The 24,326-nt window shown below is 68.1% G+C and carries 25 protein-coding genes; 12 read left to right on the top strand and 13 right to left on the bottom strand.

The annotated features are described in order from the left end of the window. Positions 1 to 38: 38 nt before the first annotated feature. From trxA to ACQPWU_RS60015, 8 genes are all read right to left on the bottom strand, one after another. Entirely contained in the window at positions 39 to 353 is a 315-nt protein-coding gene (trxA, locus tag ACQPWU_RS60050) for a thioredoxin (RefSeq protein ID WP_433435984.1), read from the bottom strand. A gap of 10 nt (positions 354 to 363) precedes the next feature. Beyond that, positions 364 to 1,296, bottom strand: coding sequence for a thioredoxin-disulfide reductase (trxB, locus tag ACQPWU_RS60045; RefSeq protein WP_433435983.1), 933 nt, complete (start codon positions 1,294 to 1,296; stop codon positions 364 to 366). A 133-nt stretch (positions 1,297 to 1,429) separates the two neighbouring features. After that, positions 1,430 to 2,335 carry an anti-sigma factor family protein gene (locus tag ACQPWU_RS60040; RefSeq protein WP_433435982.1) on the bottom strand — a complete coding sequence of 302 codons (906 nt, stop codon included), beginning with the start codon at positions 2,333 to 2,335 and terminating at the stop codon, positions 1,430 to 1,432. Continuing rightward, a complete protein-coding gene (gene sigM / locus ACQPWU_RS60035) occupies positions 2,325 to 2,960 on the bottom strand; it encodes an RNA polymerase sigma factor SigM (protein ID WP_433435981.1) in 636 nt (211 codons plus the stop codon). The genes ACQPWU_RS60040 and sigM overlap by 11 nt, the downstream gene beginning before the upstream one ends. A 15-nt stretch (positions 2,961 to 2,975) precedes the next feature. Next, positions 2,976 to 4,487 carry a protein kinase family protein gene (locus ACQPWU_RS60030; protein ID WP_433435980.1) on the bottom strand — a complete coding sequence of 504 codons (1,512 nt, stop codon included), beginning with the start codon at positions 4,485 to 4,487 and terminating at the stop codon, positions 2,976 to 2,978. Between the two features lie 166 nt (positions 4,488 to 4,653). Next, a complete protein-coding gene (gene murJ / locus ACQPWU_RS60025; RefSeq protein ID WP_433435979.1) occupies positions 4,654 to 6,258 on the bottom strand; it encodes a murein biosynthesis integral membrane protein MurJ in 1,605 nt (534 codons plus the stop codon). Then, complete coding sequence (locus tag ACQPWU_RS60020) at positions 6,255 to 8,363, bottom strand: DUF6049 family protein (protein ID WP_433435978.1); 2,109 nt, start codon at positions 8,361 to 8,363, stop codon at positions 6,255 to 6,257. Before ACQPWU_RS60020 ends, murJ begins: the two co-directional genes overlap by 4 nt. 50 nt (positions 8,364 to 8,413) lie before the next feature. Beyond that, entirely contained in the window at positions 8,414 to 8,929 is a 516-nt protein-coding gene (locus tag ACQPWU_RS60015) for a YbaK/EbsC family protein (protein WP_433435977.1), read from the bottom strand. Positions 8,930 to 9,080: 151 nt separating this feature from the next. Between ACQPWU_RS60015 and ACQPWU_RS60010 the strand changes: the two genes are divergently transcribed. Next, entirely contained in the window at positions 9,081 to 10,481 is a 1,401-nt protein-coding gene (locus tag ACQPWU_RS60010; RefSeq protein WP_433445578.1) for a CCA tRNA nucleotidyltransferase, read from the top strand. Here ACQPWU_RS60010 and ACQPWU_RS60005 read toward each other — a convergent pair. Further along, positions 10,432 to 11,736, bottom strand: coding sequence for an MFS transporter (locus tag ACQPWU_RS60005; RefSeq protein WP_433435976.1), 1,305 nt, complete (start codon positions 11,734 to 11,736; stop codon positions 10,432 to 10,434). The genes ACQPWU_RS60010 and ACQPWU_RS60005 overlap by 50 nt on opposite strands. Positions 11,737 to 11,840: 104 nt before the next feature. On the opposite strand from ACQPWU_RS60005, the gene idi reads away from it, so the two are divergent. Then, positions 11,841 to 12,425 carry an isopentenyl-diphosphate Delta-isomerase gene (gene idi, locus ACQPWU_RS60000; RefSeq protein WP_433435975.1) on the top strand — a complete coding sequence of 195 codons (585 nt, stop codon included), beginning with the start codon at positions 11,841 to 11,843 and terminating at the stop codon, positions 12,423 to 12,425. A gap of 61 nt (positions 12,426 to 12,486) precedes the next feature. Here idi and ACQPWU_RS59995 read toward each other — a convergent pair whose 3' ends face one another. Together ACQPWU_RS59995 and ACQPWU_RS59990 are read right to left on the bottom strand one after the other, a co-directional pair. Continuing rightward, a complete protein-coding gene (locus ACQPWU_RS59995; RefSeq protein ID WP_433435974.1) occupies positions 12,487 to 13,566 on the bottom strand; it encodes an inositol-3-phosphate synthase in 1,080 nt (359 codons plus the stop codon). Positions 13,567 to 13,579: 13 nt separating this feature from the next. After that, positions 13,580 to 14,170 (bottom strand): helix-turn-helix transcriptional regulator, encoded by a 591-nt coding sequence (locus ACQPWU_RS59990; RefSeq protein ID WP_433435973.1) that lies wholly within the window; start codon positions 14,168 to 14,170, stop codon positions 13,580 to 13,582. A gap of 79 nt (positions 14,171 to 14,249) precedes the next feature. Here ACQPWU_RS59990 and ACQPWU_RS59985 point away from each other — a divergent pair, with 79 nt between their 5' ends. The 4 genes from ACQPWU_RS59985 to ACQPWU_RS59970 all read left to right on the top strand — a co-directional run bounded on the left by ACQPWU_RS59985 (position 14,250) and on the right by ACQPWU_RS59970 (position 19,767). Continuing rightward, positions 14,250 to 14,690, top strand: a complete 441-nt coding sequence (locus tag ACQPWU_RS59985) for a DUF5318 family protein (RefSeq protein ID WP_433435972.1) — start codon at positions 14,250 to 14,252, stop codon at positions 14,688 to 14,690. A gap of 135 nt (positions 14,691 to 14,825) precedes the next feature. After that, entirely contained in the window at positions 14,826 to 17,387 is a 2,562-nt protein-coding gene (locus ACQPWU_RS59980; RefSeq protein ID WP_433435971.1) for a transglycosylase domain-containing protein, read from the top strand. Further along, complete coding sequence (locus ACQPWU_RS59975) at positions 17,384 to 18,706, top strand: glycosyltransferase family 87 protein (RefSeq protein WP_433435970.1); 1,323 nt, start codon at positions 17,384 to 17,386, stop codon at positions 18,704 to 18,706. The genes ACQPWU_RS59980 and ACQPWU_RS59975 overlap by 4 nt, the downstream gene beginning before the upstream one ends. Further along, positions 18,703 to 19,767: a mannosyltransferase family protein gene (locus tag ACQPWU_RS59970; protein WP_433435969.1), complete on the top strand. Its 1,065-nt coding sequence runs from the start codon at positions 18,703 to 18,705 to the stop codon at positions 19,765 to 19,767. The genes ACQPWU_RS59975 and ACQPWU_RS59970 overlap by 4 nt, the downstream gene beginning before the upstream one ends. 60 nt (positions 19,768 to 19,827) lie before the next feature. Here the strand turns inward: ACQPWU_RS59970 and ACQPWU_RS59965 are convergent, their stop codons facing one another. Further along, on the bottom strand, positions 19,828 to 20,574 hold the full coding sequence (locus ACQPWU_RS59965) for a deoxyribonuclease IV (RefSeq protein ID WP_433435968.1): 747 nt from the start codon (positions 20,572 to 20,574) through the stop codon (positions 19,828 to 19,830). A gap of 97 nt (positions 20,575 to 20,671) precedes the next feature. Between ACQPWU_RS59965 and ACQPWU_RS59960 the strand changes: the two genes are divergently transcribed. Next, a complete protein-coding gene (locus ACQPWU_RS59960) occupies positions 20,672 to 20,851 on the top strand; it encodes a hypothetical protein (RefSeq protein ID WP_360684427.1) in 180 nt (59 codons plus the stop codon). A 44-nt stretch (positions 20,852 to 20,895) separates the two neighbouring features. On the opposite strand, the gene ACQPWU_RS59955 is transcribed toward ACQPWU_RS59960, so the two are convergent. Next, positions 20,896 to 21,120, bottom strand: coding sequence for a hypothetical protein (locus ACQPWU_RS59955; RefSeq protein WP_433435967.1), 225 nt, complete (start codon positions 21,118 to 21,120; stop codon positions 20,896 to 20,898). Between the two features lie 283 nt (positions 21,121 to 21,403). On the opposite strand from ACQPWU_RS59955, the gene rpsF reads away from it, so the two are divergent. The 5 genes from rpsF (at position 21,404) to ACQPWU_RS59930 (ending at position 24,316) form a co-directional block, all read left to right on the top strand. Beyond that, positions 21,404 to 21,694, top strand: a complete 291-nt coding sequence (gene rpsF, locus ACQPWU_RS59950) for a 30S ribosomal protein S6 (protein WP_026214314.1) — start codon at positions 21,404 to 21,406, stop codon at positions 21,692 to 21,694. Positions 21,695 to 21,866: 172 nt separating this feature from the next. Beyond that, positions 21,867 to 22,424, top strand: coding sequence for a single-stranded DNA-binding protein (locus ACQPWU_RS59945; protein WP_433435966.1), 558 nt, complete (start codon positions 21,867 to 21,869; stop codon positions 22,422 to 22,424). 63 nt (positions 22,425 to 22,487) lie between these two features. After that, positions 22,488 to 22,724, top strand: a complete 237-nt coding sequence (gene rpsR, locus ACQPWU_RS59940) for a 30S ribosomal protein S18 (RefSeq protein WP_020543048.1) — start codon at positions 22,488 to 22,490, stop codon at positions 22,722 to 22,724. A gap of 15 nt (positions 22,725 to 22,739) precedes the next feature. Beyond that, a complete protein-coding gene (rplI, locus tag ACQPWU_RS59935) occupies positions 22,740 to 23,186 on the top strand; it encodes a 50S ribosomal protein L9 (RefSeq protein WP_433435965.1) in 447 nt (148 codons plus the stop codon). A gap of 278 nt (positions 23,187 to 23,464) precedes the next feature. Further along, complete coding sequence (locus tag ACQPWU_RS59930) at positions 23,465 to 24,316, top strand: ABC transporter substrate-binding protein (protein ID WP_433435964.1); 852 nt, start codon at positions 23,465 to 23,467, stop codon at positions 24,314 to 24,316. The last annotated feature ends 10 nt before the right edge of the window (positions 24,317 to 24,326 follow it).

Genomic DNA, 24,326 nt, shown 5'->3' with positions numbered 1-24,326 from the left:
AAGGGCGGGGGGCTGGGCGCGCGCCGCGGGAGGGCGGGCTAGATGATGCCGTCGAGCTCGCGAAGCATCATGGCCTTCGGCTTGGCGCCGATGATCTGCTTCACGACCTCTCCGTTCTTGTAGACGTTCATCGTCGGGATCTGGAGCACACCGTACTGGCGCGGGACTTCCGGATTTTCGTCGATGTTGAGCTTGACGATCTCCAGCTTGTCGCCGTGCTCGTTGGCGATCTCCTGGAGGATGGGCGCGACCTGACGGCACGGGCCGCACCACTCCGCCCAGAAATCGACCAGCACGGGCTTGTCGCTCTTGAGGACGTCGGCTTCGAAAGAGGCGTCGGTGACAGCCTTCACGGTGCGCTCCTTACTTCTCGGTGTTGGCCAGCCAGCGCTCGGAGTCGAGCGAGGCCGCGCAGCCGGTGCCGGCCGCGGTGATGGCCTGACGGTAGGTGTGGTCGACGACGTCTCCCGCGGCGAAAACGCCGTCGATGTTGGTCGCCGTGGACGGCGAGGCCACCTTGACGTAGCCCTCATCGTCGAGATCGATCTGCCCCTTGACCAGCTCGGTACGCGGATCGTGCCCGATGGCCAGGAACAACGCGTCAGTGGCCAGCTCGCATTCCTCGCCGGTCTTGACGTTACGCAGCTTCACGGCCTCGACGTGGGTGTCGCCGAGTACGTCGACGACCTCGGAGTCCCAGACGAAGCGGATCTTGTCGTTCGCGTACGCCCGCTCCTGCATGATCTTGCTGGCCCGCAGCGAGTCGCGGCGGTGCACCACCGTCACCATGCGGCCGAACCGGGTGAGGAACGTGGCCTCCTCCATCGCCGTGTCGCCACCGCCGACGACCACGATGTCCTTGTTGCGGAAGAAGAAGCCGTCACAGGTCGCGCACCAGGACACGCCGTGCCCCGACAGGCGCTTCTCGTTCTGAAGGCCGAGCTCCCGATAGCCGGAGCCCATCGCCAGGATGACGGACTTGGCGTAGTAGGTGTCGGTGTGGGTCTTGACGACCTTGGGGTTCGCCTCCAGGTCCACCTCGACCACGTCGTCGGCCACCAGCTCGGCACCGAACCGCTCCGCCTGCTTGCGCAGGTTGTCCATGAGGTCGGGGCCCATGATGCCGTCGGGGAAACCCGGGAAGTTCTCCACGTCGGTGGTGTTCATGAGCGCACCCCCCGCCGTGACGGAGCCTTCGAAGATCAGCGGCTTGAGCTCGGCGCGCGCGGAGTAGACGGCCGCGGTGTAGCCAGCTGGGCCGGATCCAATGATGATCACGTTACGAACGTCGCTCAACGCTCCACGCCTTCCTCGTCTGCTGTTGCACCGGCGACAACAGATCCTAGGCCGCCGTGATTCCCTGCCCTACACACGACGCCTGTACACAGCGAAAGAGCCCGCCTAGGCGGGCTCTGAACGCGTGCTTTGCCTACCAGTGGCCCAGGGCGGGCCTACGGAGGTTCTTGCAGTTGAACGGGTCGACGATGTCGATGCGCAACCTCTGGGTGGCCTTGTCCTTCCAAGAGGCCACGATCAGGGCTTCCTGACCGTTGTACTGGCCCTGGTCGACCGCGTACGTCGGCAGCTTCGACCGGCTCGCCACCCGGCCCACGCACTTGTCGACCTTGCCGGCGTCGTCGGAGCCGTCGAGCACCATGCGCTGGAAGCCGAACATGCCTTCGAGCGGCTGGCGCAGGTCCTGGTCGCTGTAGTTGTGGCCGCTGTCGGTGAGCGCGTAGGACTTGGCCCGCTGGCCGACCTTGGAGGGGGTCGCGGGCGTGGTCGGGGGCGCGGACTGCGCCGCTACGCCACCGCTCGGAGCCCTGGTGCCACCGCCGGCGCTCACGAGCAGGCTGCTCGAGGCCACGACTCCGCCCACCACGGCGGCGGCCGCCGCGGCCGCGATCGCGGGCATCGCCCACCGGCGCCGCCGCGAGGCTCTGCGCTTGGCCGGGACGATCGTGCCGTCGTCGGAGACGACGCCGAGGCGTACCGGTTCGGGGGCTTCTTCAGTGGCCACCTCGACCGGCCGCTCCCATGGGGCGTCCCGCATGAGCTCGTCCCAGTCAGGTGCTTCCGCGAGGCCGACACCTCCCCGGCTGGACTCCGCCTCGGCGGCCAAGGCCTTGTCGATGCGCAGTGCGACGCCCATCGGCATGGCCGGTATGGGGGTCGCCGCGAGCACCTCGCGAACCGCCGCCAGGTCTGCCAGTAGCTCCCCACAGGGGTCGCAGACCGCGAGATGCTCGCGGACCTGGCGCGCCGTGCCGACGTCTAGGAGACCCTCGGCCAGCTCGGCCAGGATTTCCAGATCGTAGTGCGTATCACCCGTCACGAAGTTCTGCTCCCTTCGCGGATGAGACGCGATTGAGGTCCGTTCGGTTCCGCAGATGCGAAAGAATTGGGGCAAGTTTCGCGCGCCCCCGCGCGCACCTGCTCTTCACCGTTCCGCTCGGCACTTGGAGCACCTGAGCTGCGTCTTCGACCGAATAGCCCATCATGTCGACGAGCACCAGCGCCGCCCGCTGGTCGCTGGGCAGCAGTTTGAGTGCGGCCGAAACCTCCATCGAGACCTCGCGCTCGACGGTCTGGTCAGGCAGCGGGGTCTCGCGCTCAGCGGCCTCGATCAGCTCGTCGTCCGCGACGGGCCTGACCGATTTACGGCGCATTCTGTCGAGGCAGGCGTTGACCACGATCCGGTGGAGCCACGTCGTGACTGCAGCCTCGCCGCGAAACGTGGCGGCCTTGCGGTAGGCGGAGACGAAGGCGTCCTGCACGGCGTCGGCGGCCTCGTCGGGGTCACCGAGCGTACGCAGGGCGACCGCCCACATGCGATCGCGGTGCCTCTTGACGATTTCGCTGAAGGCGTGTGGATCCCCGTTGATGTGCGCGGTCAGCAGCTCGGCGTCTGTGACCGCCGGCCGCTCCGCTGCTGAGGGTGTCTCGGGTGGGGAGTTCACAAGAGGGATTCCTGATTATGCCGATCCGGGAGAGTGCACCACTACCTCATAGATGGTGCCATGAAACTCGCCCGCATCCATCGGAACACGAGTAAACCAGATCAAAACGTACTGGCCGGTTGCCGGTTGATCAGGAGTCAGCGTGGTCTTGCCGGCCACGTTCTTCTCGGTGGCCACCGTCTTCAGCGAGCCCAGATCAGGCGAGTCGCCCACCTTGAGCTCGACGGTCGCACCCGGAGCATCCGACAGCGTAGCGACCACGTCGCTGATCTGCATGGACTTGCCCATGTCGAGCAGCAGGCCGACGCCCTTCTTGAGATTGCCCAGGTCAGCGCTGTCGTACCGCTCCGTCTTCCACAGGGTGCCGGGCTTGCCGTCGATGGCCAGGCCGGCCAGGTCGGGCTTCTCGGTATTGTCGCCGAGCGGGTCGAACCCCTGTGCCTTCTTCGGCTCGACCACCTGGGCCTCGGCCGAGGCCGAAGAGGAGGAGCTGGGGGCGGTGCCCTTCGCCTCGGGCGTGGTCGGGCCGCCGAGGCTGCGGCCGATCGTCCAGGCGCCGACGCCGACGGCCGCGATGACGAGCAGCACGACCAGCGTCATCAGCACGCGGTTGAGCGCGCTGCCGCCGCCGTTCTGCGGGCGGTGGGGCGCGGGCGGCAGCGGTGGCACCGTGAGCTGCTGGCGGTGTGCGATGTCCAGGCCCTCGGTGTGGGAGGCGGAGGCCACCGCGGGGGTCGAGGGGTAGGAGATCGGGATCGGCATGGGCCTGGCCACGCCGGCCAGCGCCTCGGCCACGTCGGACGGGCTGGCCAGCGCGCCCTGGCCCCTGCGGGACTCGGGCAGGCACGCGCGCACGGTGACCGTGTCGAGGTAGCTCGGCACACCGGCGGTGACCTGGCGGGGCGAGCAGAAGTGGCCGTCGGTCATGGGAGCCGCGGGCAGCCCGCCCTCTTCCTCGTCGCCCGGCCAGTGGCCGGTCAGCCCGGCGTACAGTAGCCGGCCGAGGCCCTCGGCGTCGTCGAGCGCCGGCTGGTCGGTGGTGAGCCCGGCCAGCGCCGCGTCGACGGCCACGCCGAGCACCTTGACCGTGTTGCCGGTCGTCCACACCAGGTGGGAGGGGCGCAGGCACAGGTGGTAGAGCCGCGCCTCGTGGGCGTGGGCGAGCGCCTCCGCGGCCTCGGCCACCAGCCCGGCCGCCCGCTCGGGCTCCAGCGGGCCCGAGGCGAGCAGGTCGGTCAGCGACTCGCCGGTGACCCACTCGCTGACGACGTAGGCGGCCTTGTCGTCCTCCGCGGCGTCGAACACCTGCGTCAGGCGTGGGTCGGTCAGCCTGCTCGCGGCGCGCGCGGCCGTGACGACCTCGTGGACGCGGGGGAAGTCGGGCGAGAAGGTGTGGACGGCCACGGGCCGCGCGAGAATCTCGTCGATGGCCTTCCACAGCGTGGCGCCGTCGGACTCGCTGACGCGGTCCTCGAGCCGGAAGCGCTCGGCCAGACGGGTGCCGGGTTCGACGGCCGACGTGCTCACTGGCTCACTCCGCTTGGCCGATCGGGCGTGCTCATGACTCGAATCACCTGCGTGGTGGTGTCCCACGAAGGCACGTTATGCCGGGTGGATCCGCCCACGCCCCTCCTGCTTCCATTCGCGCGTGTCGGGCTCCATGGTAGTGCCGAGTGGATTCGGCCCGCGTTCTTTACCGGCCTACCCGCCCCGCGACCATCCCAACGATGGAATTGACCTCCGGGATGCGCATTCTGTGGGCGACGCCGAGATAGAGCAGCAATCCCAGGCCTCCGCCGACGGCCAGCACGATCAAGGAGTTGACGAACCCTAGCCCGGTGAACACCCCCGTGACTACCCAGACCGCCGCCAGAGCCACCACGGCGGTGGGCATGGCCGCGAGGTACATCCTGGTCAGTGCCATGCCGATGGACCAGCCGCCCAGCCCCCGGACCCGGCGGCTGGCCAGCCACCACGCCCCGAGCGCGCCCAGCGCGTACGCGATGGCGTACGCGAGCGCCAGCCCCATCACAACGTAACGGGCCGGCAGCAGCACGTTGAACAGCACCATGAGCACCGCGTTGACCGCGGTCGTGCCCGCGCCGATGAACACCGGCGTGCGGGTGTCGCCGAAGCTGTAGAAGACCCGCAGCAACAGCTGGAACAGCGAGAACGGCACCAGCGCGAGGCCGTACACCTGCAGCACGTTGCCGATGTAGACGGCGTCGGCCACGCTGTTGGCGCCGTGGCCGTAGATGGGCACGGTGATCGCCGGCCCGAGCACCATGAGCAGCAGCGACACCGGCACCATGAGCGAGCAGATCAGCCGCACGCTTGACCCGAACTCGCTGCGCACGTCGTCGAAGCGGCCTTCGCCGACGGCCCGGCTCATCCTGGGCAGCATGGCGGTGATCACCGAGACGCCGATGACTCCGTACGGGAGCTGGAAGAGCTGGAACGCCAGCGTGTACGGGCTGATGCCGTGGCCCGGCACCGCGTCTCCCGCCGCGCTGGCGAGGTTGGTGGTCAGCATGAAGCCGAGCTGGGTGACGATCACGTAGCCGATCGTCCAGACGCCGGCCCTGCCCATCTCGCCCAGCCGGGCGTTGCGCACGTCGAAGCGGGGCACGAAGGCGAACCCGACCCGCTTGAGCGCGATGATCAGGATGACCGCCTGGGCCACGATGCCCGCCGTGGTACCCAGGCCCAGCAGCGCCAGATCGCCGGTGTCGGCGTTCGCGACGTCGTTGCCCCCGCCCGTCATGGCGTAGACCAGGAACACGCAGATGACGACCAGGTTGTTGACCACCGGAGCCCACATGGGGGCGCCGTAGCGGTCACGGGTGTTGAGGATGGCGCCCGCGACCGCGCCCACGCCGAAGAAGGCGAGCTGCGGCAGGATGAAGCGGGCCAGCGTGACCGCGGTCTCGTATTTGGGGCTGTCCGGAGCCCAGTCGGTGTAGAGGTCGATGAGCAGCGGCGCGGCGAACACCGCCACCACCGCCACCACGATCAGCGCCACCGCGGAGATCGTCAGCAGCCGCTGCTCGTACGCCCGGCCGCCGTCGGCGTCGTGCTGCTGCGCCCGCACGATCATCGGCACCACGACGCTGCTCAGCACACCGAGGAGCAGCAGGTCGAGGATGCTGTACGGGATCGCGTACGCGGCGTTGTAGGAGTCGCCCAGCGCGGCCGTGCCGATGGCGTAGGCCAGCACCATGGTCCGCACGAACCCCGTGACCCTGGACACCATCGTGCCCGCCGCCATGATGGCGCTGGCCCGAAGCATGCGGCTCATACGGTCTCACTCTCCCGGGTCTTGGCCGCGCGCGCGACCTTCCGTTCCGACCTGCGCCGCAGCACCCGCGTCACCACGGCGGCGAGCATCACGGTCAGCGCGGCGCCCACGATCACCGAGGCGATCCCGGTGTAGCCGGTCGTACGGATCGTCAGCCGTTGCGGCTTGCCGTACGTCCGGCCGTCGGCGGTCTTGAGCTGGACGGTCACCGTCGCGTCGCCGCTGCCGCTGGTGGCGGCGTTCATCGGCACCTGGACCGTGCCGCTCTGTCCGCCGCCGATCGTCAGCGGCTCCGTCGGCGCGAAGTTGACCTGCAACAGCTCGGGGTTGTTGGAGGTGACGTCGATGTAGAGGGCGATGGGCACGGTCAGCGAGTTCTTCACGCTGATCGGCACCACGCCGTTGCTGCCCGCCAGCGTGCGCGGCCGGTCGGGACCGGCTCCCGTGATCTGGATCTTGTCAATCCGCTCATTCACCGCCGCGCTGACCAGCTTGTACACCGAGCGGCCCACGCGGGTGTTGTTGCGCCAGGCCGACGAGGTCAGCCTGAGCACCGCCGCGTCGAAGCTCGACGGCGTCTTGTCGGCGGTGATCAGAGAGGTGAGCTGCGCCTGCGAGCTGACGTTCTTGACCGGGGTCAGGTATTTCGAGGTCAGCTCCTGCTTGCGGTCCTGCTCGGTGTAGGTCAGCCCTGCGCGCGGGACGGCCAGCTTGGTCGGCTTGAGCGACTCCAGCGAGGTCAGATGCAGCCAGGGCAGCTTGTCCGCGGTCTTCATCAGCGCGGTGACGAGCGTCGGGTTGGGGTCCCAGCGGCGTGACGGGGCGATGACGAGTGACCTGGGCGAGGTCTGGCCGGCCTCCGCGGCGATCATCGCGGTCTCGGCGATGAAGCGTTGCGTGCTGAGCAGCACCGACGTGCTGGTCTCCGGCTCGAACAGCTTGCTCAGCTCGGTGTCGGCGACCAATGCGGTGACGGGCCCGTTCACCGACTCGAGTGTGGTGGCGGCGTCGGGCGTGAACGGCACGGGCGGCTGCGGAGGCAGGTTGGTGGGGTTGAGCAGGACCTTGTCGACCTTGTCCTGGCTGACCGAGAGCAGGTCCAGCGCGTCGGCGTCGAGCACTCCCGCGGGCGGCCAGTTGACGTTGGTCTTGACCTCGCGCCCGAGCAGTGACGTGGCCTTCTGCTTGCCCAGCTCGATCGCCCTGCTGGGCTGCGCGTCCAGCCCCTGGTGCGCGAGCGCCGCCACGTCGGGATCGGCGTACGGGACCGCGAACACCGGAGAGGCGGCCAGCGCGGTGCGCATGGTCGTCAGCCAGCTCCCGGCCTCGGCGCTGGCCGGTTTGTCCTGGACGTCGTCCTTGGTCTTGACCTGGTACTTCCCCTTCATCGCGTTCAGGTCGTCGAGCAGGCCCGGCTCGACGAACCAGGTGACGCTCTTGGGCGCCGACTGGGCGATGCGAGCCAGATCGGCGAGCCGGCCCTTGCCGGTGACCGACTGGCTCAGCTTGTCGTCCACGAACAGGGAGCCGTCGGTCGCCCGGTGCGGCTGGTCGATGACCGGCAGGGCGATGGCGAGCTTGTTACGCGGCAGCTTGGGCACCGTGGGCGGCGCGTAGGTGACGTACGTGCGCTGCGACATGGTGATCGGCACGCCGTACTGCGCCACGTCGACGGCCACCGGGTAGACCCCGAACGAGCGGTAGCCGAGCTGCACGGGCGTCGCGGTGAACTCCCAGCGCGCCTGGGCGCCGGCGGCCAGCGCCGGGATGTCCAGACCCGAGGTGCCGGAGACGTTGCCCGGGAGTGTCGCGGGATTCTGGTCGTTCTGATAGGCGGCCATGGTGACGCGATCGGTGAACTTCTGCGCCGTGTAGCGCAGTCGTACGCGCAGGGCGGACTGCGGCACCCCGGTGTCGTTGCGGATGGTGCCCGTGAACTTGATCACATCGGTCTGCGCGGTCGGCGCCTCCGGCGTGATCGACGAGATCGACAGGGCCAGAGTCTGCCTGCTCGCCTTCACGGCGTTCGTGGCAGCCGCGCCCGGCGCGGTCGCCACCACGATGAAGGCGAGCAACGCGGAGAGCAGCGTGACCTTACGGATCACGCGGATGCCCGGGCTGGAGTACGACGACGCACGCCCGCAATGGTACGGGTTCAGTGCCGTCGCGCGACCGCCTCACGTGATCCTTTCGCGCGGAGGTCGACCATCTTGCCTGGCAGGAGTGCCAACAGGTCGAGCGCGCGCAGGGTGAGTGCGGTGTGCCGTTCGCCGGTGGCCGTGTAGACCGGATCGTCGTCGTCCAGCAGCCGGTCGTCGATGAACATGGGCAGCGACTCCGGCAGCAGCAGCGGGCACACCAGCCCGCTCGCGTAGTCGGTGGCCGCGTTGACCACGTGGGCCGGGGCCGGTCGCACCCGGCGCACGCCCAGTACTCCGCCGACGGCTCCCAGCGGTGGCGGCGCCGACACGGGGGAGGTGAATCCGATGACGACCTCGCGGCCGACCCTCGTGGCGACTTCGAGCACTGTGACCATCAGGCACCTGTCGGGTGCCGCCGAGACCGCCTCGGGCAGATCTTCCGCGCAAGTCATGGGACGCGGAAGGCGTACGATCTCATGATGGACCTGGTGTGCGAGGAGCCAGCGGTGGATCGCGAGGGCGTCCTTCATATAGTCCTCCTTGCCTTGTTCCATGGCCCCCGACGGTCCCAAGACCGACGGTAACCCCGACCCGATGTGGCTCGGGGGATATGTTTCGGCAGCACAAGAAGGACCTACCCGCTTGTCCGACATCACTCTGACTGACAGCCAGCGGCGGGCCATGACGGACCTGTTCCGCAAGATCGCGCCGGTGGCCGACGAGCTCGGCCGCCTCTTCGCCGCGCGTGGGCACGAGCTTGCCCTCGTCGGCGGCCCCGTACGCGACCTGCTGCTCGGCCGCATCGGCAACGACCTCGACCTGACCACCGACGCCCGCCCCGAGCGGGTTCTGGAGATCGTCAGGGACTGGGCCGACTCCGTTTGGACGATCGGGATCGACTTCGGCACCGTGGGGCTGCGCAAGGGCAGCTGGCTGATCGAGATCACGACATACCGGAGCGAGTCGTACGACCCGAAGTCCCGCAAGCCAGAGGTCATGTACGGCGAGACGCTCGAGGAGGACCTGGAGCGGCGCGACTTCGCGGTCAACGCGATGGCGGTGCGGTTGCCGGGTCACGAGTTCGTCGACCCCTACGGCGGGCTCGACGACCTGCGCGCCAAGGTGCTGCGTACGCCGGGCACCCCCGAGCAGTCCTTCGGCGACGACCCGCTGCGCATGCTGCGGGCCGCCAGGTTCGCCTCGCAGCTCGGGTTCCGCGTGGACGAGCAGGCCGTGGCGGCGATGACCGCGATGGCCGAGCGCATCGAGATCGTCTCGGCCGAGCGCATCCGCGACGAGCTCGACAAGCTCGTCTGCGGCGCCAACCCGCGCGAAGGGCTGCGGCTGCTCGTCGAGACCGGCCTGGCCGCCCACGTGGTGCCCGAGCTGCCCAAGCTACGCCTGGAGATCGACGAGCACCACCGGCACAAGGACGTCTACGAGCACTCGCTGACCGTGCTCGACCAGGCCATCGCGCAGGAGGAGGACGGCAAGGCCGACCGGATCCTGCGCTGGGCGGCGCTGCTGCACGACATCGGCAAGCCGAAGACGCGCCGCCACGAGGCGGGCGGACGGGTGTCGTTCCACCACCACGAGGTGGTCGGCGCGCAGATGACCAAGAAGCGGCTCACCGAGCTGAAGTTCCCCAAGGACGTGGTGGGGGACGTCGCCCGGCTGGTCGAGCTGCACCTGCGCTTCCACGGCTACGGCACGGGGGAGTGGACCGACAGCGCCGTGCGCCGCTACGTGCGCGACGCCGGTCATCTGCTGGACCGGCTGCACAAGCTGACCAGGGCCGACTGCACCACGCGCAACAAGCGCAAGGCGGCGGCGCTGTCGCGCACCTACGACCACCTCGAAGAGCGCATCGCCAAGCTCGCCGAGGACGAGGAGCTGGCCAAGATCCGCCCGGAGCTCGACGGCAACGAGATCCAGCGCGTCCTGGGCATCGGGCCCGGGCCGGTGGTGGGGCGGGCCTACAAGTTCCTGCTCGAGCTCAGGCTCGACAAGGGCGTGATCGGCAAGGAGGCGGCTACCGAGGCGTTGTCGGAGTGGGCGCGGTCGAACGACGTTGCCGGGTGATGATCCGGTACGCGAACGCCGCCAGGGGGTAGCCGACCGCCATGATCACGACGGCGAGGTAGGACTTCCCGTTTGCGGGCAGGATCGCCGCCGACAGGGCCGCGGCGAGCACGTACATGCCGTTGAAGAGCATGTCGTAGATCGAGAACGCGCGGCCCAGGTAGATGTCCTCGACGTCGCGCTGGACGGTGGTGTCGGCGCAGATCTTGACGCTCTGCCCGGCCACGCCCAGCACGAACCCGGCCACCGGCAGCCCCCACTCCTGGAACGGCAGCACCAGCGCGGCCGTCAGCACCCCGGAGGCCGACAGCGCGATCGGCACCCAGCGCTCGATCGTGAAGCGTTCGGTCGCGTACGGGGTGATGATCACTGCGAGGAAGTAGCCGACGCCGGACGTGGCCACGACCACCCCGACCCCGCGCAGCGCGGCGTCGGGGTCGCCGTCGGTGAAGTAGTAGCGGTAGAGGATGATGCCGAGCGCGGTCGCCATGCCGTAGAAGAAGCGGTGCGCGGCCATCGCGCCCATGGTGGCGACGGCCACGCGGCGGTGGAGCAGGTGTCTGGCGCCGTCCACCAGGCCGACCACCACGTTGCGCATGGCCTCGCGGGCCTGCGGCCTGTTGGTGTCGTACTCCGGGCCGAGCAGGTCGCGGCCCATCGTCCGCGCCATCAGCGAGCTCAGCCCGAACACCACGCCGGAGGTCGCCAGCAGCAGCGCGACACCCGGGTCGTCGCCGCCGAACACCTCGCGCAGCAGGAACCCGAGGCCCACGCCCACGAACGTGGCCACGGTGCCGGAGGTGGGCGTGACCGCGTTGGCCGCCATCAGCCGGTCCGGCGGCACCACGTGCGGCAGCGACGCGCCGAGCGCGGACAGGAAGAACCTGTTGACCCCGAGCACGCCGAGCGCCGCCGCGTAGAACACCGGATCGGGCACGTCGGCGGCGACCAGCCCCGCCGCGACCAGCAGGAGCGCGCCGCGCACGATGGGCGCCACCACCAGGATCTGCCGCCGCGACCAGCGGTCGATGAACACGCCCACGAAGGGCCCGAGCAGGCTGTACGGCAGCAGCAGCACGGCCAGCCCGGCGGCCACCTGGAGCGCCGTCGTCTGGCTCTCGGGGCTGAAGAAGGCGAACCCGGCCACGCCGAACTGGAAGATCCCGTCGGAGAACTGGGAGATCAACCGGGTGGCGAACAACCGCCGGAAATCATTGCCCCGCAGGACGACGCGTAGGTCGGCGACAAACGACACGCCGCAAGCCTAGTCCTCCGTACGTCGCCTGAATGCGGAGATGCCGGCGCCGCATGCGGTCCATGGGTTCCGAGCGGTCGCCATGATCTCGTACGCTTCATAGCGTGACGATTGAGGAACACGTTGTGCTGGTTGACGGTGACGGCCACGCACTCGGCACCGCGCCCAAGTACGAGGTGCACGGTCGTGAGACGCCCCTGCACCTGGCGTTCTCCAGCTACGTCTTCGATCACGACAGCCGCGTGCTGCTCACCAGGCGGGCGCACCACAAAGTCACGTGGCCGGGGATCTGGACCAACAGCTGCTGCGGCCACCCGCTGCCGGGCGAGCCGGTGGACCTGGCGGTCGCGCGCCGGCTCTCCTACGAGCTGGGGCTGACTGTGGAGAGCGTCGACCTGATGCTGCCGACCTTCGCCTACCGCGCCGTCATGGCCAACGGGATCGTCGAGCACGAGCTCTGCCCGGTCTACCGCGCCACGGTGTCCTCGCCCGTCGTGCCCAACCCCGAGGAGGTGGGGGAGACGCGGTGGATGCCGTGGAAGGAGTTCGCCGAGGGGGTCATGAACGGGCTGCTGGCGATCTCGCCCTGGTGCCGGGAGCAGGTGCCGCTGCTGGACGAGCTGGGGTCCGACCCGATGGCCTGGCACCCCGCCTCGCCGTCCGAGCTGCCCCCTGCGGCACGCCTGTAGGCCGGGCGAAAGGGACGGCGCCGCATCCCAGACCAAGGGCGCGGCGCCGTATCAAGGGGGGTCAGCGCTCGACTTCGCCCCGGATGAACTTCTCGACGTAGTCCCGAGCCTCGTCGTCCGAGTACTGCCGCGGCGGCGACTTCATGAAGTACGAGGAAGCCGACAGGATGGGCCCTCCGATCCCCCGGTCGAGGGCGATCTTGGCGGCCCGGACCGCGTCGATGATGATCCCCGCCGAGTTGGGCGAGTCCCAGACCTCCAGCTTGTACTCCAGGTTCAGCGGCGTGTCGCCGAACGACCGCCCCTCGAGCCGCACGTACGCCCACTTACGGTCGTCCAGCCACGGCACGTGGTCCGACGGCCCGATGTGCACGTCGGCCTTGCCCATCTCGTGCGGGATCTGCGAGGTGACCGACTGCGTCTTGGAGATCTTCTTGGACTGGAGCCGCTTCCGCTCCAGCATGTTCATGAAGTCCATGTTGCCGCCGAAGTTGAGCTGGTACGTGCGCAGCAGCTCCACCCCGCGGTCCTCGAACAGCTTGGCCAGCACGCGGTGCGTGATCGTGGCCCCGACCTGCGACTTGATGTCGTCACCGACGATCGGCACCCCGGCCTCGGTGAACTTCTCCGCCCACACCGGGTCCGAGGCGATGAAGACCGGCAGCGCGTTCACGAACGCCACGCGGGCGTCGATGGCGCACTGCGCGTAGAAGCGGTCCGCCTCCTCCGAGCCCACCGGCAGATAGGAGACCAGGACGTCGACCTGGTTGTCACGGAGCACCTGGACCACATCGACGGGAGCCTCGTCGGACTCCTCGATGATCTCCTGGTAGTACTCACCCAGACCGTCGAAGGTATGGCCGCGCTGGACGGTCACCCCGGTGGGCGGCACGTCGCAGATCTTGATCGTGTTGTTCTCGCTGGCGACGATCGCCTCCGACAGGTCGCGGCCGACCTTCTTCGCATCCACGTCGAACGCCGCGACGACCTCGACGTCGCCGACGTGGTAGTCGCCGAACTTCACGTGCATCAGGCCCGGGACCCGTGTGTCCGGGTCGGCGTCCTTGTAGTAGTGAACGCCCTGGACCAGCGACGACGCGCAGTTGCCGACACCGACAATGGCCACGCGAACCGAACCCATCGCACTCGCTCCCTTACTCATCAGTTGACGTGGTATCTCTTTCGGGCCCCTCCTCTGACGAGGCCCGACGCTCAGTTGCGATCAGCTCGTTCAGCCAGCGCACTTCGCGCTCGACCGACTCGAGCCCATGGCGCTGCAGCTCGAGCGTGTAACTGTCGAGGCGCTCCCTGGTGCGCGCCAGCGCCGTGCGCACCGCGTCGAGCCGCTCCTCCAACCGGCTACGGCGTCCTTCGAGAATGCGCAGGCGCACCTCGGCCTCGGTGTGGCGGAAGAACGCGAAGTGCACACCGAAGCTCTCGTCCTCCCAGGCGGAGGGACCGGCCTGTGTCAGCAGCTCCTGCAGCCGTTCCTTGCCCTCGGCGGTCAGCTTGTAAACGATCTTCGATCGGCCGCCGACGATCGTGGCAGGAGCGGGCTGCTCCTCCGCGATGAGACCTTGAGCCAGGAGCGACCGCAGACAGGGGTACAGCGAACCGTAGGAGAAAGCGCGGAACATCCCCAGCAGGGCGTTGAGCCGTTTGCGCAGCTCATAGCCGTGTAGCGGAGTCTCGTGCAGCGACCCGAGCACGGCCAGTTCCAAGACCCTGCCCTGTCCGCCGGCCACCGGAACCGCCTCCTCTCGCGTCAATGTATCGAGCCGATACATCCCGAGGATACGTCGCACCGCTATATGGCTGCAATCTATGAATCTGCCAAGCCGTTGGGATGGAGTCGCAAAACGCCGTAGTCTGGCGCTCATGTGGTCACAGAGAAGGGTGGTGGATTACGGCCTGGCGAAACGGGCGGTGGTCCGATCCCTGCGCGCGGGGCGAGCCGCCCGCGGCGACGTCTGTGACGCACAGCCCTACCTCCTTCGCGCGGCGCGCTACTTCGGCGAGCCGACCGAACGCCTCTGCCCGGTGTGCGAGAAGGAGAACGTCACCAACGTGACCTATGTCTACGGCGATTCGCTCGGACGGCATGCCGGTCAGGCAAAGGTCGCGTCAGAACTCGCCGCAATGGCCCATGATTACGATGAGTTCCGGGTGTACGTGGTCGAGGTCTGCCAAGGTTGTTCCTGGAACCACCTGACGGTTTCGTACATCCTTGGCAACGGACCGCCTGAAACCGCTGGCCAAGCGTGATGACCGAGGGCGGCGAGAACCTCACGCCCAACCGCCGTTTATGTTCCGACGACGATGCGAGGACGTGTGAGTAACAGCATGAACGAGGGGACCGGCCGCCCAGGAAGGCGCCGTCGCTCCAGCTCATCCCGTTCTGTGCCCCAGGATTCCGCGCCGCAAACCGGTGAGTCGGGCTGGGGAGCGGCGCAGCCGCCGCGTCGTCCGGAAGCCGCCTACGAGCAGACCGGCGCCATGGCCGCGCAGCCGTACGAGGAGTCTCCCAGGCGCGGCGACCAGCCGCCGCCGCGCTCGCGCGCCCGGCAGGACGCGCGCACGCTGAGTAACCAGGAGACGCTCGTGAGCGACGCGCCGCGGCGCTCGCGCAGGCGGGGCGACGGCGAGCCGCCGGAGCCGCCAGGGCCGCCGACCAAGAAGGGCGGCAAGGGCGGCTGGCGCAGGTTCGTGCCGAGCTGGAAGATCGTCGTGGCCGGGTTCGTCGTGCTCGCAGCCGGCCTGTTCGGCATGGTCATGATCGCGTACGCCAACACGCCGGTGCCGGACGCCGAGCAGGCCAAATCCGAGGCCCTCGCACAGCAGAGCATCATCTACTACCGGGACGGCAAGGAGATCGCCAAGCTCGGCACGAAGCGCGAGATCGTCCCGATCTCGAAGATGGACCAGACGGTCAGGGATGCCGCGGTGGCCATCGAGAACAAGACGTTCTACGAGGACTCCGGCATCTCCATCTCCGGCATGTTCCGCGCGCTCTACATGACCGCGACCGGGCAGCAGCTGCAGGGCGCCTCGACGATCACCCAGCAGATGGCCAGTAACTACTACGACGGCCTCAACCGAGAGGTCTCGATCAAGCGCAAGATCAGCGAGATCTTCGTCGCGGTCAAGATCAACGACAAGCTGTCCAAGGACGACATCCTCCAGAACTACCTGAACACCGTCAACTTCGGCCGGGCCTACGGCGTCGAGGCCGCCGCCAAGGCGTACTTCGGTGACAACGCCACGGCCGCGAAGCTGACTCCCGAGCAGGGCGCCTATCTCGCCGCGCGCATCCAGCAGCCCAACTGGGAGCCTGACGCCCCCGCGCTCAAGGTGCGCTGGAACACCACCATCAAGTACATGGCCGAGCAGTGGCCCGACAGGTACGGCCAGCTTCCGCAGACCGCCAAGTGGCCCAAGCTCCGCAAGGACAGCAACGAGAACGAGCTCGGCGGCCTCAAGGGCTACATGGTGATGCAGGTCCTAGAGGAACTGAAGCAGCGCGGTCTCACTCCCGATGAGGTCAGGAGCGGTGGCTACCGCATCACCTCGACCTTCGACAGGAAGCTCATGCTGGCCGCCAAGGAGGCGGTGCAGAGCACGACCAGCAGCATGAGCAAGGAGTACCACGCGGGGCTGGCCGCCGTTAACCCGAAGAACGGCCGCGTCCTGGCCTTCTACGGCGGCAGCAACTACGTCAAGGACCCGTTCAACGAGCCCTTCGACGCCAAGAAGCAGGCCGCGTCCGCGTTCAAGCCGTACGTGCTGGCGGCCTGGCTGCAGGCCGGCTACTCGCTCAAGAGCTACGTGCCCGGCAACGAGACGGTGCCGAAGGAGATCCCCGGCATCCAGAAGGAAGGCATCAGGAACAGCCACAACGTCGGCAGGTCCATCGATGTGATCAAGGCCACTGCCCAGTCGGTCAACACCGCGTTTGTATCGATGGCCTACAAACTGCCGGGGCAGCTCGGTGACGTGAAGAACCTCGTCGAGTCGGCCGGGTTCAACCAGGAGCGCATGGAAGCCGACGTCGACGAGCACAGCTTCCAGTTCGCCATCGGCAGCGCGCTGGTGACCCCGGTCGAGCAGGCCGCCGGCTACTCCATCTTCGCCAACGGCGGCAAGTACACCAAGTACCACGTGGTGCAGGAAGTCAGGCAGGGCAACCAGGTCGTCTACGGTGAGCAGAGGGCTTCCAAGAAGGTCGTCGATCCCGCTGTCGCGGCCGACGCCACGGTCGCCATGCAGGAGGTGCTGCGGAACGGCACCGCGCGGGGCCAGGGCCTGGGCAACCGGCCGGCCGCAGGCAAGACCGGCACGAACAACGACGAGAAGGAAGCCTGGTTCGTCGGCTACACGCCGCAGATATCGGCCGCGGTCGGGTTCTACCGCGAGGAGTGCAGGACGAAGACCAAGGTCGTGCAGCCCATCAACGCCAGCTGCCCGACCACCCCCGGCGGCAAGCCGAGCAAGAAATACAGCGCGGCGAAGCCCTACTCGAGGGCATACGAGGTGTCCCTGGGCTTCGAGGGCGCCGGTCCGCCCACGGCCACCTGGCGGAAGTTCATGCTGCTCGCCCACGAGGGCCTGCCGATCGAGCAGTTCCCGAAGAAGGCCGAGGTCGGGTTGCCCGAGAACATCGTGCCGAGCCCGACGCCCACGCCGACACCGAGTGCCGACAACCCGTTCGACAGCGGGGACGACCCTCTGGGCGACCAGAGCGGCAACCAGGACTGCCTCGTCGGGCCGTGCGATGACAACGCCACCCCGACCGACGCCCCCACCATCGACGACGGCGGCGATACCGGGTTCCCGCAGACCGCCAACGGCGACGTGGCCAACGGCAACAACGGCAATGGCAACGGTCACGGCAACGGTGGCGGCCGGCTGCCTGAGCCGAGGTCCACGGGGTGGACCTCGATGGCACGACCCGAGGACCAGTGACGAGCACGGAGGTGCGCGTCCCGTTCGTGGCGCGCGCCGTGCCGTACCTTCCCCTGGTGGTGATCGCGACCATGGGGGCGATCCTCGCGTACGTGGTGCGCCTGCCGTGCCGGAGCGGCGGCTGGAACGACCAGGTCTCGACGTACACGAACTTCTGCTACACCGACATCTACCCCCTGTACTTCGACAGGGAGCTGGCGACGCAGAACCCCTACTTCGCCCACGTGCCGTTCGACAAGCAGGTCGAGTATCCGGTCGTGCTGGGCGAGGTCATGCAGGTGATCAGCTGGATCGCCAGGGCGCTCTCGCCGGACAAGGTCGTGCAGGCGGTCAGGTTCTACGACCTGACGGTGATCCTGCTCGGCCTGTGCCTGGTCGTCGGCGTCCTGCTGATGGCCGCGGTGGCCGGGCCGACGCGGCGGTGGGACGCGCTCTGGTACGCCATCTCGCCCGCCGTGGTGCTGGCCGCCTACATCAACTGGGACCTGGTCGCGGGCGCGCTGTCGATGGGCATGCTGCTGGCCTGGGGGCGGCGCAGGCAGGTGCTGGCCGGGGTGCTGCTGGGGCTCGCCATCGCGACCAAGTTCTACCCTCTGATGTTCGTGGGCGCGTTGTTCCTGCTCACGTGGCGTACCGGGCGATGGCGACCGTTCCTGGTCACGCTGGCCTCGACGGCGGGCACGTGGCTCGTGGTCAACGTGCCGTTCATGGTCTTCGCGTGGGAGGGCTGGCGCAGGTTCTACGTCTTCTCGCAGGAGCGCGGGGTCGACTGGGGTTCGCCGTGGCTGTTCTTCCAGAACAAAGGGTGGCCCATCCTCGGCGAGGGCGACGTGAGCACGCTCGGCATGGCCGCGCTGGCCATCATGTGCCTGGGCATCGCCGTGCTCACGCTGGCCGCGCCGCGCCGGCCCAGGCTGGTGCAGGTCTGCTTCCTGGCGCTGGCCGCGTTCATGATGACGAACAAGGTGTGGTCGCCGCAGTTCGTGCTCTGGCTGGTGCCGTTCGCCGTGCTGGCCAGGCCCAACTGGAAGCCCCTCGCGCTGTGGCAGCTCGCCGAGGTCTGGTACTTCGCCGCCATCTGGCTCTACCTGCTCGCCCAGCCGCCGCTCAGCAGGAGCGACCTGGGCATCGGTGACGACACGTACTACACCGCCGTCTGGGGACGGATCATCACGATCGGGATCATGATGGCGTTCGTCGTGCGGGACATTCTCCGGCCCGACAAGGACGTGGTACGCCAAGCCGACATCGACGACCAGGCGGGCGGCGTCTTCGACGACGCTCCTGACCGGTTCACGCTGGCGTCCGCCGTCCGATGATCACCCGCTCGGCCGGCCGGGACGCGCTGCTGCTCTGGTTCGGCTCGCGGGCCGGGCTGCTGGTGGCGACGCTGCTCGGGACGGCCCTGGGCACGTACGCCGCCAAGTGGCGCCAGTGGGACGCCGGGCTGTTCATCACGATCGCGCAGTACGGCTACGACGGCGAGCCCGGCAAGCCGGTGGACGACGGGTTGCCCGCGTTCTTTCCCGGGTTCCCGGTGGTGCTGCGGGCCGTGCACGTCCTTGTGCCGGACTGGTCGGCGGCCGGGCTGCTGATTTCCCTGGTCGCCGGGGCGGTGGCCATGGTGGCGCTGGCCCGGCTGGCCGAGATGGAAGGCGCGTCCGGCTGGATGGCGGTGCTGGCGCTGCTGCTCTTCCCGATGGCGGTGTTCCTCGCGGCGGGCTACAGCGAGTCGCTCTTCCTGGCCTTCGCGATCCCGGCCTGGCTGGCCGCCAGGCAGGGGCTCTGGTCCGCTGCCGCGCTGCTCGCGGCGGGGGCCTCGTGCGTGCGGATCACGGGGCTTTTTCTCGCGGTCGCGCTCGTCGTGGAGTTCTTCACCAGCAGGGAGCCCGTCCGGCGGGCCGGGTGGCTGGCCGTGCCCTTCGTGCCGTTGGTGGCGTACTCGTACTACCACTACAGCCGGTCGGGCGACTGGCTGGCCTGGAAGCACGCGCAGGAGGCCGGGTGGGGGCGCGACTTCGCGTGGCCGTGGGATGCGTGGAAGACCACCTGGCGCTCGGCCATGGGCTCCGACGACTTCGCCGTGGCCTTCCGGATGGAGATCGCCGGTGCCGTGGTGGCGTTCGCGGTGCTGGTCTGGCTGCTCCTGCTGCGCAGGTGGAGCGAGCTCGTCTACACGGGGCTGCAGGCGGCGGCGCTGATGACGTCGGCGTACTACCTGTCGATCCCGCGCTCGCTGCTGCTGTGGTTTCCGCTCTGGGTGCTGGTCGCGAAGGTCGGGACCAGGAAGCCGTGGGCGATCGCCGGGTACGCGCTGATCTGCGGGCCGCTGATGCTGCTCAACGCGGGACGTTTCCTGAGTGGCGCGTGGGCGGGCTGATTTCTATACCCGCTTCTTCGTCTGGGTAATCCAGGGAAGTTATCCACAGGCTGTGTGTATTTACTGGAGGTTCTTCCGCAGGAACGCGATGTCGTCCGCCTGGCCCTCGGCGGGCGTCTCCACCACGATCGGCGCGCCGGCCGCCCGGCAGACCGCCAGGATCAGCTCGGGATCGATCTTCCCCTTGCCCAGGTTGGCGTGGCGGTCGGCGCCGGAGTCGAAGTCGTCACGCGAGTCGTTGCAGTGGACCAGGTCGATCCGTCCGGTGATGGCCTTGACCCGCTCGACCAGGTCGACCAGCTCCTCGCCGCCCGCGTGGGCGTGGCAGGTGTCGAGGCAGAAGCCCACGTCGAACCCGTCGAGAGCGTCCCAGAGCCGGGCGATGCGCTCCAGCTTGCGCGCCATCGCGTTGCCGCCGCCCGCGGTGTTCTCGATCAGCACGGGGATCGGGCACTCCATGCGCTCGAACACCTTGCGCCAGTTGTCGAACCCCACCTGCGGGTCGTCGCTCTTGTTGACGTGGCCGCCGTGCACGATCAGGCCCTTGGCGCCGAGGCCCGCGGCCGCCTTGAGGTGCTGCTCGAGCAGCTTGCGGCTGGGGATCCTGATGCGGTTGTTGGTGGTGGCCACGTTGACCAGGTAAGGAGCGTGGATGTAGATGTCGACGCCCTCGACCGGCTTGGGGGGCAGCACCGGCTTGTCGTAACCCTGGGGATCGCCGAGGAAGAACTGCACCACCTCGGCCCCCACCTCCGCTGCGTGAGCGGCGGGGTCGTCCTGTCCGACATGAGCTCCGATGCGCACCATAGTCTCCGAGCTTACGGCCTGCATGGGCGGCGAAGCGCGGTTTGCCGAGAGCGCGTCAGGGCAGTCGGCTGGCGCCCCCTACGCGAGGAGAAGCGACATGGCACGCTGGCGCTGGCGAGCGCTGATCTTATTGATTTACGTCGTGATCGGGCTCTACGTGGCCTGGGTTTACCACTACATCACCCCCGGACTGCTCAGGGACGTCGCCGAGGCGTTGCTGGCGGTGTTCCTCTGGTTCCTGGTCCTGCTCGGGATAGATCTGCACATCGGCAGGTGAGTCACATATCGAACGGCCCCGGAGACGTACGCCGGGGCCGTTCCTCATGGATGGGGAAGGAAACCGCCGTGGGCGATGCCGAGGGCGGCCCCCACGAACGACCCGACGAGGCCGACGATGTTGAGCGTGCGCTGCGGCGTGGTCGCCGACAGGTACTGGGAATAGAGACCCACGCCGAAACCGAGCGTGCCGAACCACGACGAGATCACATGCGCGGATACCCAGAACGTCGAGACGAAAGCCACCACACCGCAGACCAGCGCGGCCACGGATAGGACGTTTTCCACAGGGTGAGACTGTCCGTCGGTGTTGAGCGTGAGCCTGAACCGCTCCCTCTCGGAGGGCTGAAGCACGTGTGGCACTGCCACCACCCCCTAGGTTTCCTAAAGGCCTTCCCACGTACTCGCGGCTGGTAACCTAGGCACGCTGCGTTGTGATGGGTGAACCATCGCCCCGAGGTGCCGAAAGGGGCGCCCGGGCACAGACGTCAGCGTCCTCCTGTCACGGCAGAGTGTCGTGACCGCAAGAGTCCAGAGGAGGTTGGAGTCCCGCATGCGTCGTTACGAAGTAATGGTCATCCTGGACCCTTCGCTCGATGAGCGCACTGTCGCGCCGTCCCTCGACCAGTTCCTCACCGTGGTCCGCAACGACGGCGGCACCGTGGAGAAGGTCGACGTCTGGGGCCGTCGCCGTCTCGCCTACGACATCGACAAGAAGTCGGAAGGCATCTACGCCGTCATCGACCTGTCCGCGGAGCCCGCGACGGTCAAGGAGCTCGACCGGCAGATGAACCTCAACGAGGGCATCCTGCGCACCAAGGTCCTGCGTCCGGACGTGCATTAGCAATGAGAAAGCTGCAATGTCGGGCTGCCACTACGATCGTCAGTTGGCACGACCGTGGTGTGGCAGGCTGACGAGCAGTTTTCTTGTTGCAGCTCCCCAACTTTTTGTCGGGGAAGCCCCGTACTCTGAGCCGTAACCCAAGCGAAGGCGTGCAGGAAGGCGAGCGCTAGCCATGGCAGCAGGCGACACCGTAATCACCATCGTCGGCAACCTCGTCGACGACCCGGAGCTGCGCTTCACCCCGACGGGGCAAGCGGTGGCTCGATTCCGCATCGCATCCACTCCGCGGTTCATGGATCGACAGACCAACGAGTGGAAGGATGGCGAGAGCCTCTTTCTGACCTGCAACGTGTGGCGGCAGGCGGCGGAGAACGCCGCCGAGAGCCTGCAGCGCGGCATGCGGGTCATCGTGCAGGGGCGGCTCAAGCAGCGGTCTTACGAGACCAAGGAAGGCGAGAAGCGCACCGTTTACGAGGTCGAGGTCGACGAGGTCGGCCCGTCTCTGCGTAACGCCACCGCCAAGGTCAACCGCACCTCCCGCCAGGGCGGTGGCGGTGGCGGCGGCTTCGGCGGCGGTCCGGCCGACGACCCGTGGGCCTCCGCTACGCCCGCCGCGCCCCAGGGCGGCGGCGGTTACGGCGGCGGCGGAGGTGGCGGCTTCGGCGGCGGCCAGCAGAGCGGCGGCGGCTTCGGCGGCGGCGGCGACTTCAGCGACGAACCGCCTTTCTAAAACCTGTCCACAAGCCCGAGTCCATTCCCGCCCGGAAGGCGGGGCTCTGAAAGGAGCACCACGATGGCAAAGCCGGCACTGCGCAAGCCCAAGAAGAAGGTTTGCCTGTTCTGCCACGACAAGATCTCCTACGTCGACTACAAGGACACGGCCCTGCTGCGGAAGTTCATCTCCGACCGCGGCAAGATCCGTGCGCGCCGGGTGACGGGCAACTGCACCCAGCACCAGCGCGACGTGGCGACCGCGATCAAGAACGCGCGTGAGGTGGCCCTGCTGCCTTACACGAGCACCGCGCGCTAAAGGAGGCCTGTCGATATGAAGCTCATCCTCACCAACGAGGTCTCCGGCCTCGGCACCCCTGGCGACGTCGTCGAGGTCAAGGACGGCTACGGCCGTAACTACCTCATCCCGCGCGGCTACGCCATGCGCTGGACGCGCGGCGCCGAGAAGCAGATCGAGGGCATCAGGAAGGCTCGCGACGCCCGCGAGATCCGCGACCTCGGCACCGCCAAGGAGGTCGCCGGCCAGATCGGCGCCCTGCGCGTGCGTCTGACCACGCGCGCCGGCGAGTCGGGCCGCCTGTTCGGCTCGATCACCACGGGCGACATCGCCGACGCCGTCAAGGCCGCCGGCGGGCCGATCCTCGACCGCCGTCGCATCGAGATCGTCAACCCGATCAAGAGCGTCGGCTCGCACCGCGTCACCGTCAAGCTCCACCCCGAGGTGTCTGCCTCTGTGGACATTGAGGTCGTCGCCGGCTGACCGCCTTTGTGAAAGCCCCCTCCGAATAGGAGGGGGCTTTTGCGTTGCCCACCCCATTGAGAAGCCCATATGTTACGGCTGCGCCTGGTCAGGCCACCCGCCGCACTTCGGTGAGGGCCCTCCAGGAAACGGCCTCTGACCCTTCACCGGCCGTCCGCCGTTACGCGAGCCCACCTGGGACGATTACCGTGGTCAGAGTTACCCGCGGGCGTAATTTCCTATCCGGGCATCGTAGAATGCGTTCGTTCTTTCGCGCTTTCCCCCTGGAGGCTTTGGCCATGGCCCGTCCCCTCATGCTGCTCGCGCTGGCCGTGGCCCTCGTTGGTTGTGCGCCCGCTGAAAACACGGCCACCCCGGCCGGCACGGCCCCGTCCACTGCGTGCACCAAGGAGCAGCTCAAGCTCGTCACCCCCGGCAAGCTGACCATCGGGACCGACAAGCCTGCCTATGAGCCTTGGTTCAAGGACGACGACCCCAGCAACGGGCAGGGGTTCGAGAGTGCGGTGGCCTTCGCCGTGGCGGGGGAGCTGGGCTTCGACCGTACCGAGGTGCAGTGGAGCACGGTCAAGTTCGACTCGGCGTTCGCGCCGGGCGACAAGCAGTTCGACTTCGACGTCAACCAGGTGTCCATCACGCCTGAGAGAGCGAACGCCGTGGACTTCAGCAAGGGGTACTACACGGTCAAGCAGGCCATCGTCGCCATCGACGGGAGCAAGTTCGCGGGGGCGAAGAGCCTGGCCGAGCTCAAGGACGCGAAGATCGGCGTGCAGGTGGGCACGACCTCGTTCGACGCGGTCAAGAACGTGATCAAGCCGGCCGCCGACCCCAACGTCTACAACGAGCAGATCGACGCCGTGAACGCGCTGAAGAACAAGCAGGTGGACGCGCTGGTCGTGGACCTGCCGACGGCGTTCTACGTGACGGCCGCGCAGGTCGAGAAGTCCAAGATCGTGGGCCAGTTCAGCTCGACTGGCGGCACGCCCGAGGAGTTCGGGCTGGTCATGGGGAAGGGCAGCGCCCTCAAGCCGTGCGTGGACAAGGCCGTGGACGCGCTGAAGTCGAAGGGCGAGCTGGCCAAGATCGAGCAGCAGTGGCTCGGCTCCGCCGCCGGCGCGCCTGAGCTGCAGTGAGCGAGCTGTG

It is taken from the genome of Nonomuraea sp. CA-141351 (genome assembly GCF_050944675.1).
Lineage (GTDB): Bacteria > Actinomycetota > Actinomycetes > Streptosporangiales > Streptosporangiaceae > Nonomuraea.
The sequence above is the reverse complement of the archived record's forward strand: the minus strand, read 5'-3'. Positions and strand labels throughout refer to the sequence as shown.

What these genes read in the sequence shown, in the direction of transcription:
- ACQPWU_RS59930 (WP_433435964.1), top strand. Translation starts at nt 23,465, where the DNA reads ATGGCCCGTCCCCTCATGCTGCTCGCGCTGGCCGTGGCCCTCGTTGGT.
- rplI (WP_433435965.1), top strand. Translation starts at nt 22,740, where the DNA reads ATGAAGCTCATCCTCACCAACGAGGTCTCCGGCCTCGGCACCCCTGGC.
- ACQPWU_RS59965 (WP_433435968.1), bottom strand. Translation starts at nt 20,574, where the DNA reads ATGGTGCGCATCGGAGCTCATGTCGGACAGGACGACCCCGCCGCTCAC.
- ACQPWU_RS59985 (WP_433435972.1), top strand. Translation starts at nt 14,250, where the DNA reads ATGAATCTGCCAAGCCGTTGGGATGGAGTCGCAAAACGCCGTAGTCTG.
- ACQPWU_RS59970 (WP_433435969.1), top strand. Translation starts at nt 18,703, where the DNA reads ATGATCACCCGCTCGGCCGGCCGGGACGCGCTGCTGCTCTGGTTCGGC.
- ACQPWU_RS59995 (WP_433435974.1), bottom strand. Translation starts at nt 13,566, where the DNA reads ATGGGTTCGGTTCGCGTGGCCATTGTCGGTGTCGGCAACTGCGCGTCG.
- ACQPWU_RS59960 (WP_360684427.1), top strand. Translation starts at nt 20,672, where the DNA reads ATGGCACGCTGGCGCTGGCGAGCGCTGATCTTATTGATTTACGTCGTG.
- murJ (WP_433435979.1), bottom strand. Translation starts at nt 6,258, where the DNA reads ATGAGCCGCATGCTTCGGGCCAGCGCCATCATGGCGGCGGGCACGATG.
- ACQPWU_RS59945 (WP_433435966.1), top strand. Translation starts at nt 21,867, where the DNA reads ATGGCAGCAGGCGACACCGTAATCACCATCGTCGGCAACCTCGTCGAC.
- rpsF (WP_026214314.1), top strand. Translation starts at nt 21,404, where the DNA reads ATGCGTCGTTACGAAGTAATGGTCATCCTGGACCCTTCGCTCGATGAG.
- ACQPWU_RS60015 (WP_433435977.1), bottom strand. Translation starts at nt 8,929, where the DNA reads ATGAAGGACGCCCTCGCGATCCACCGCTGGCTCCTCGCACACCAGGTC.
- rpsR (WP_020543048.1), top strand. Translation starts at nt 22,488, where the DNA reads ATGGCAAAGCCGGCACTGCGCAAGCCCAAGAAGAAGGTTTGCCTGTTC.
- ACQPWU_RS60010 (WP_433445578.1), top strand. Translation starts at nt 9,081, where the DNA reads ATGACGGACCTGTTCCGCAAGATCGCGCCGGTGGCCGACGAGCTCGGC.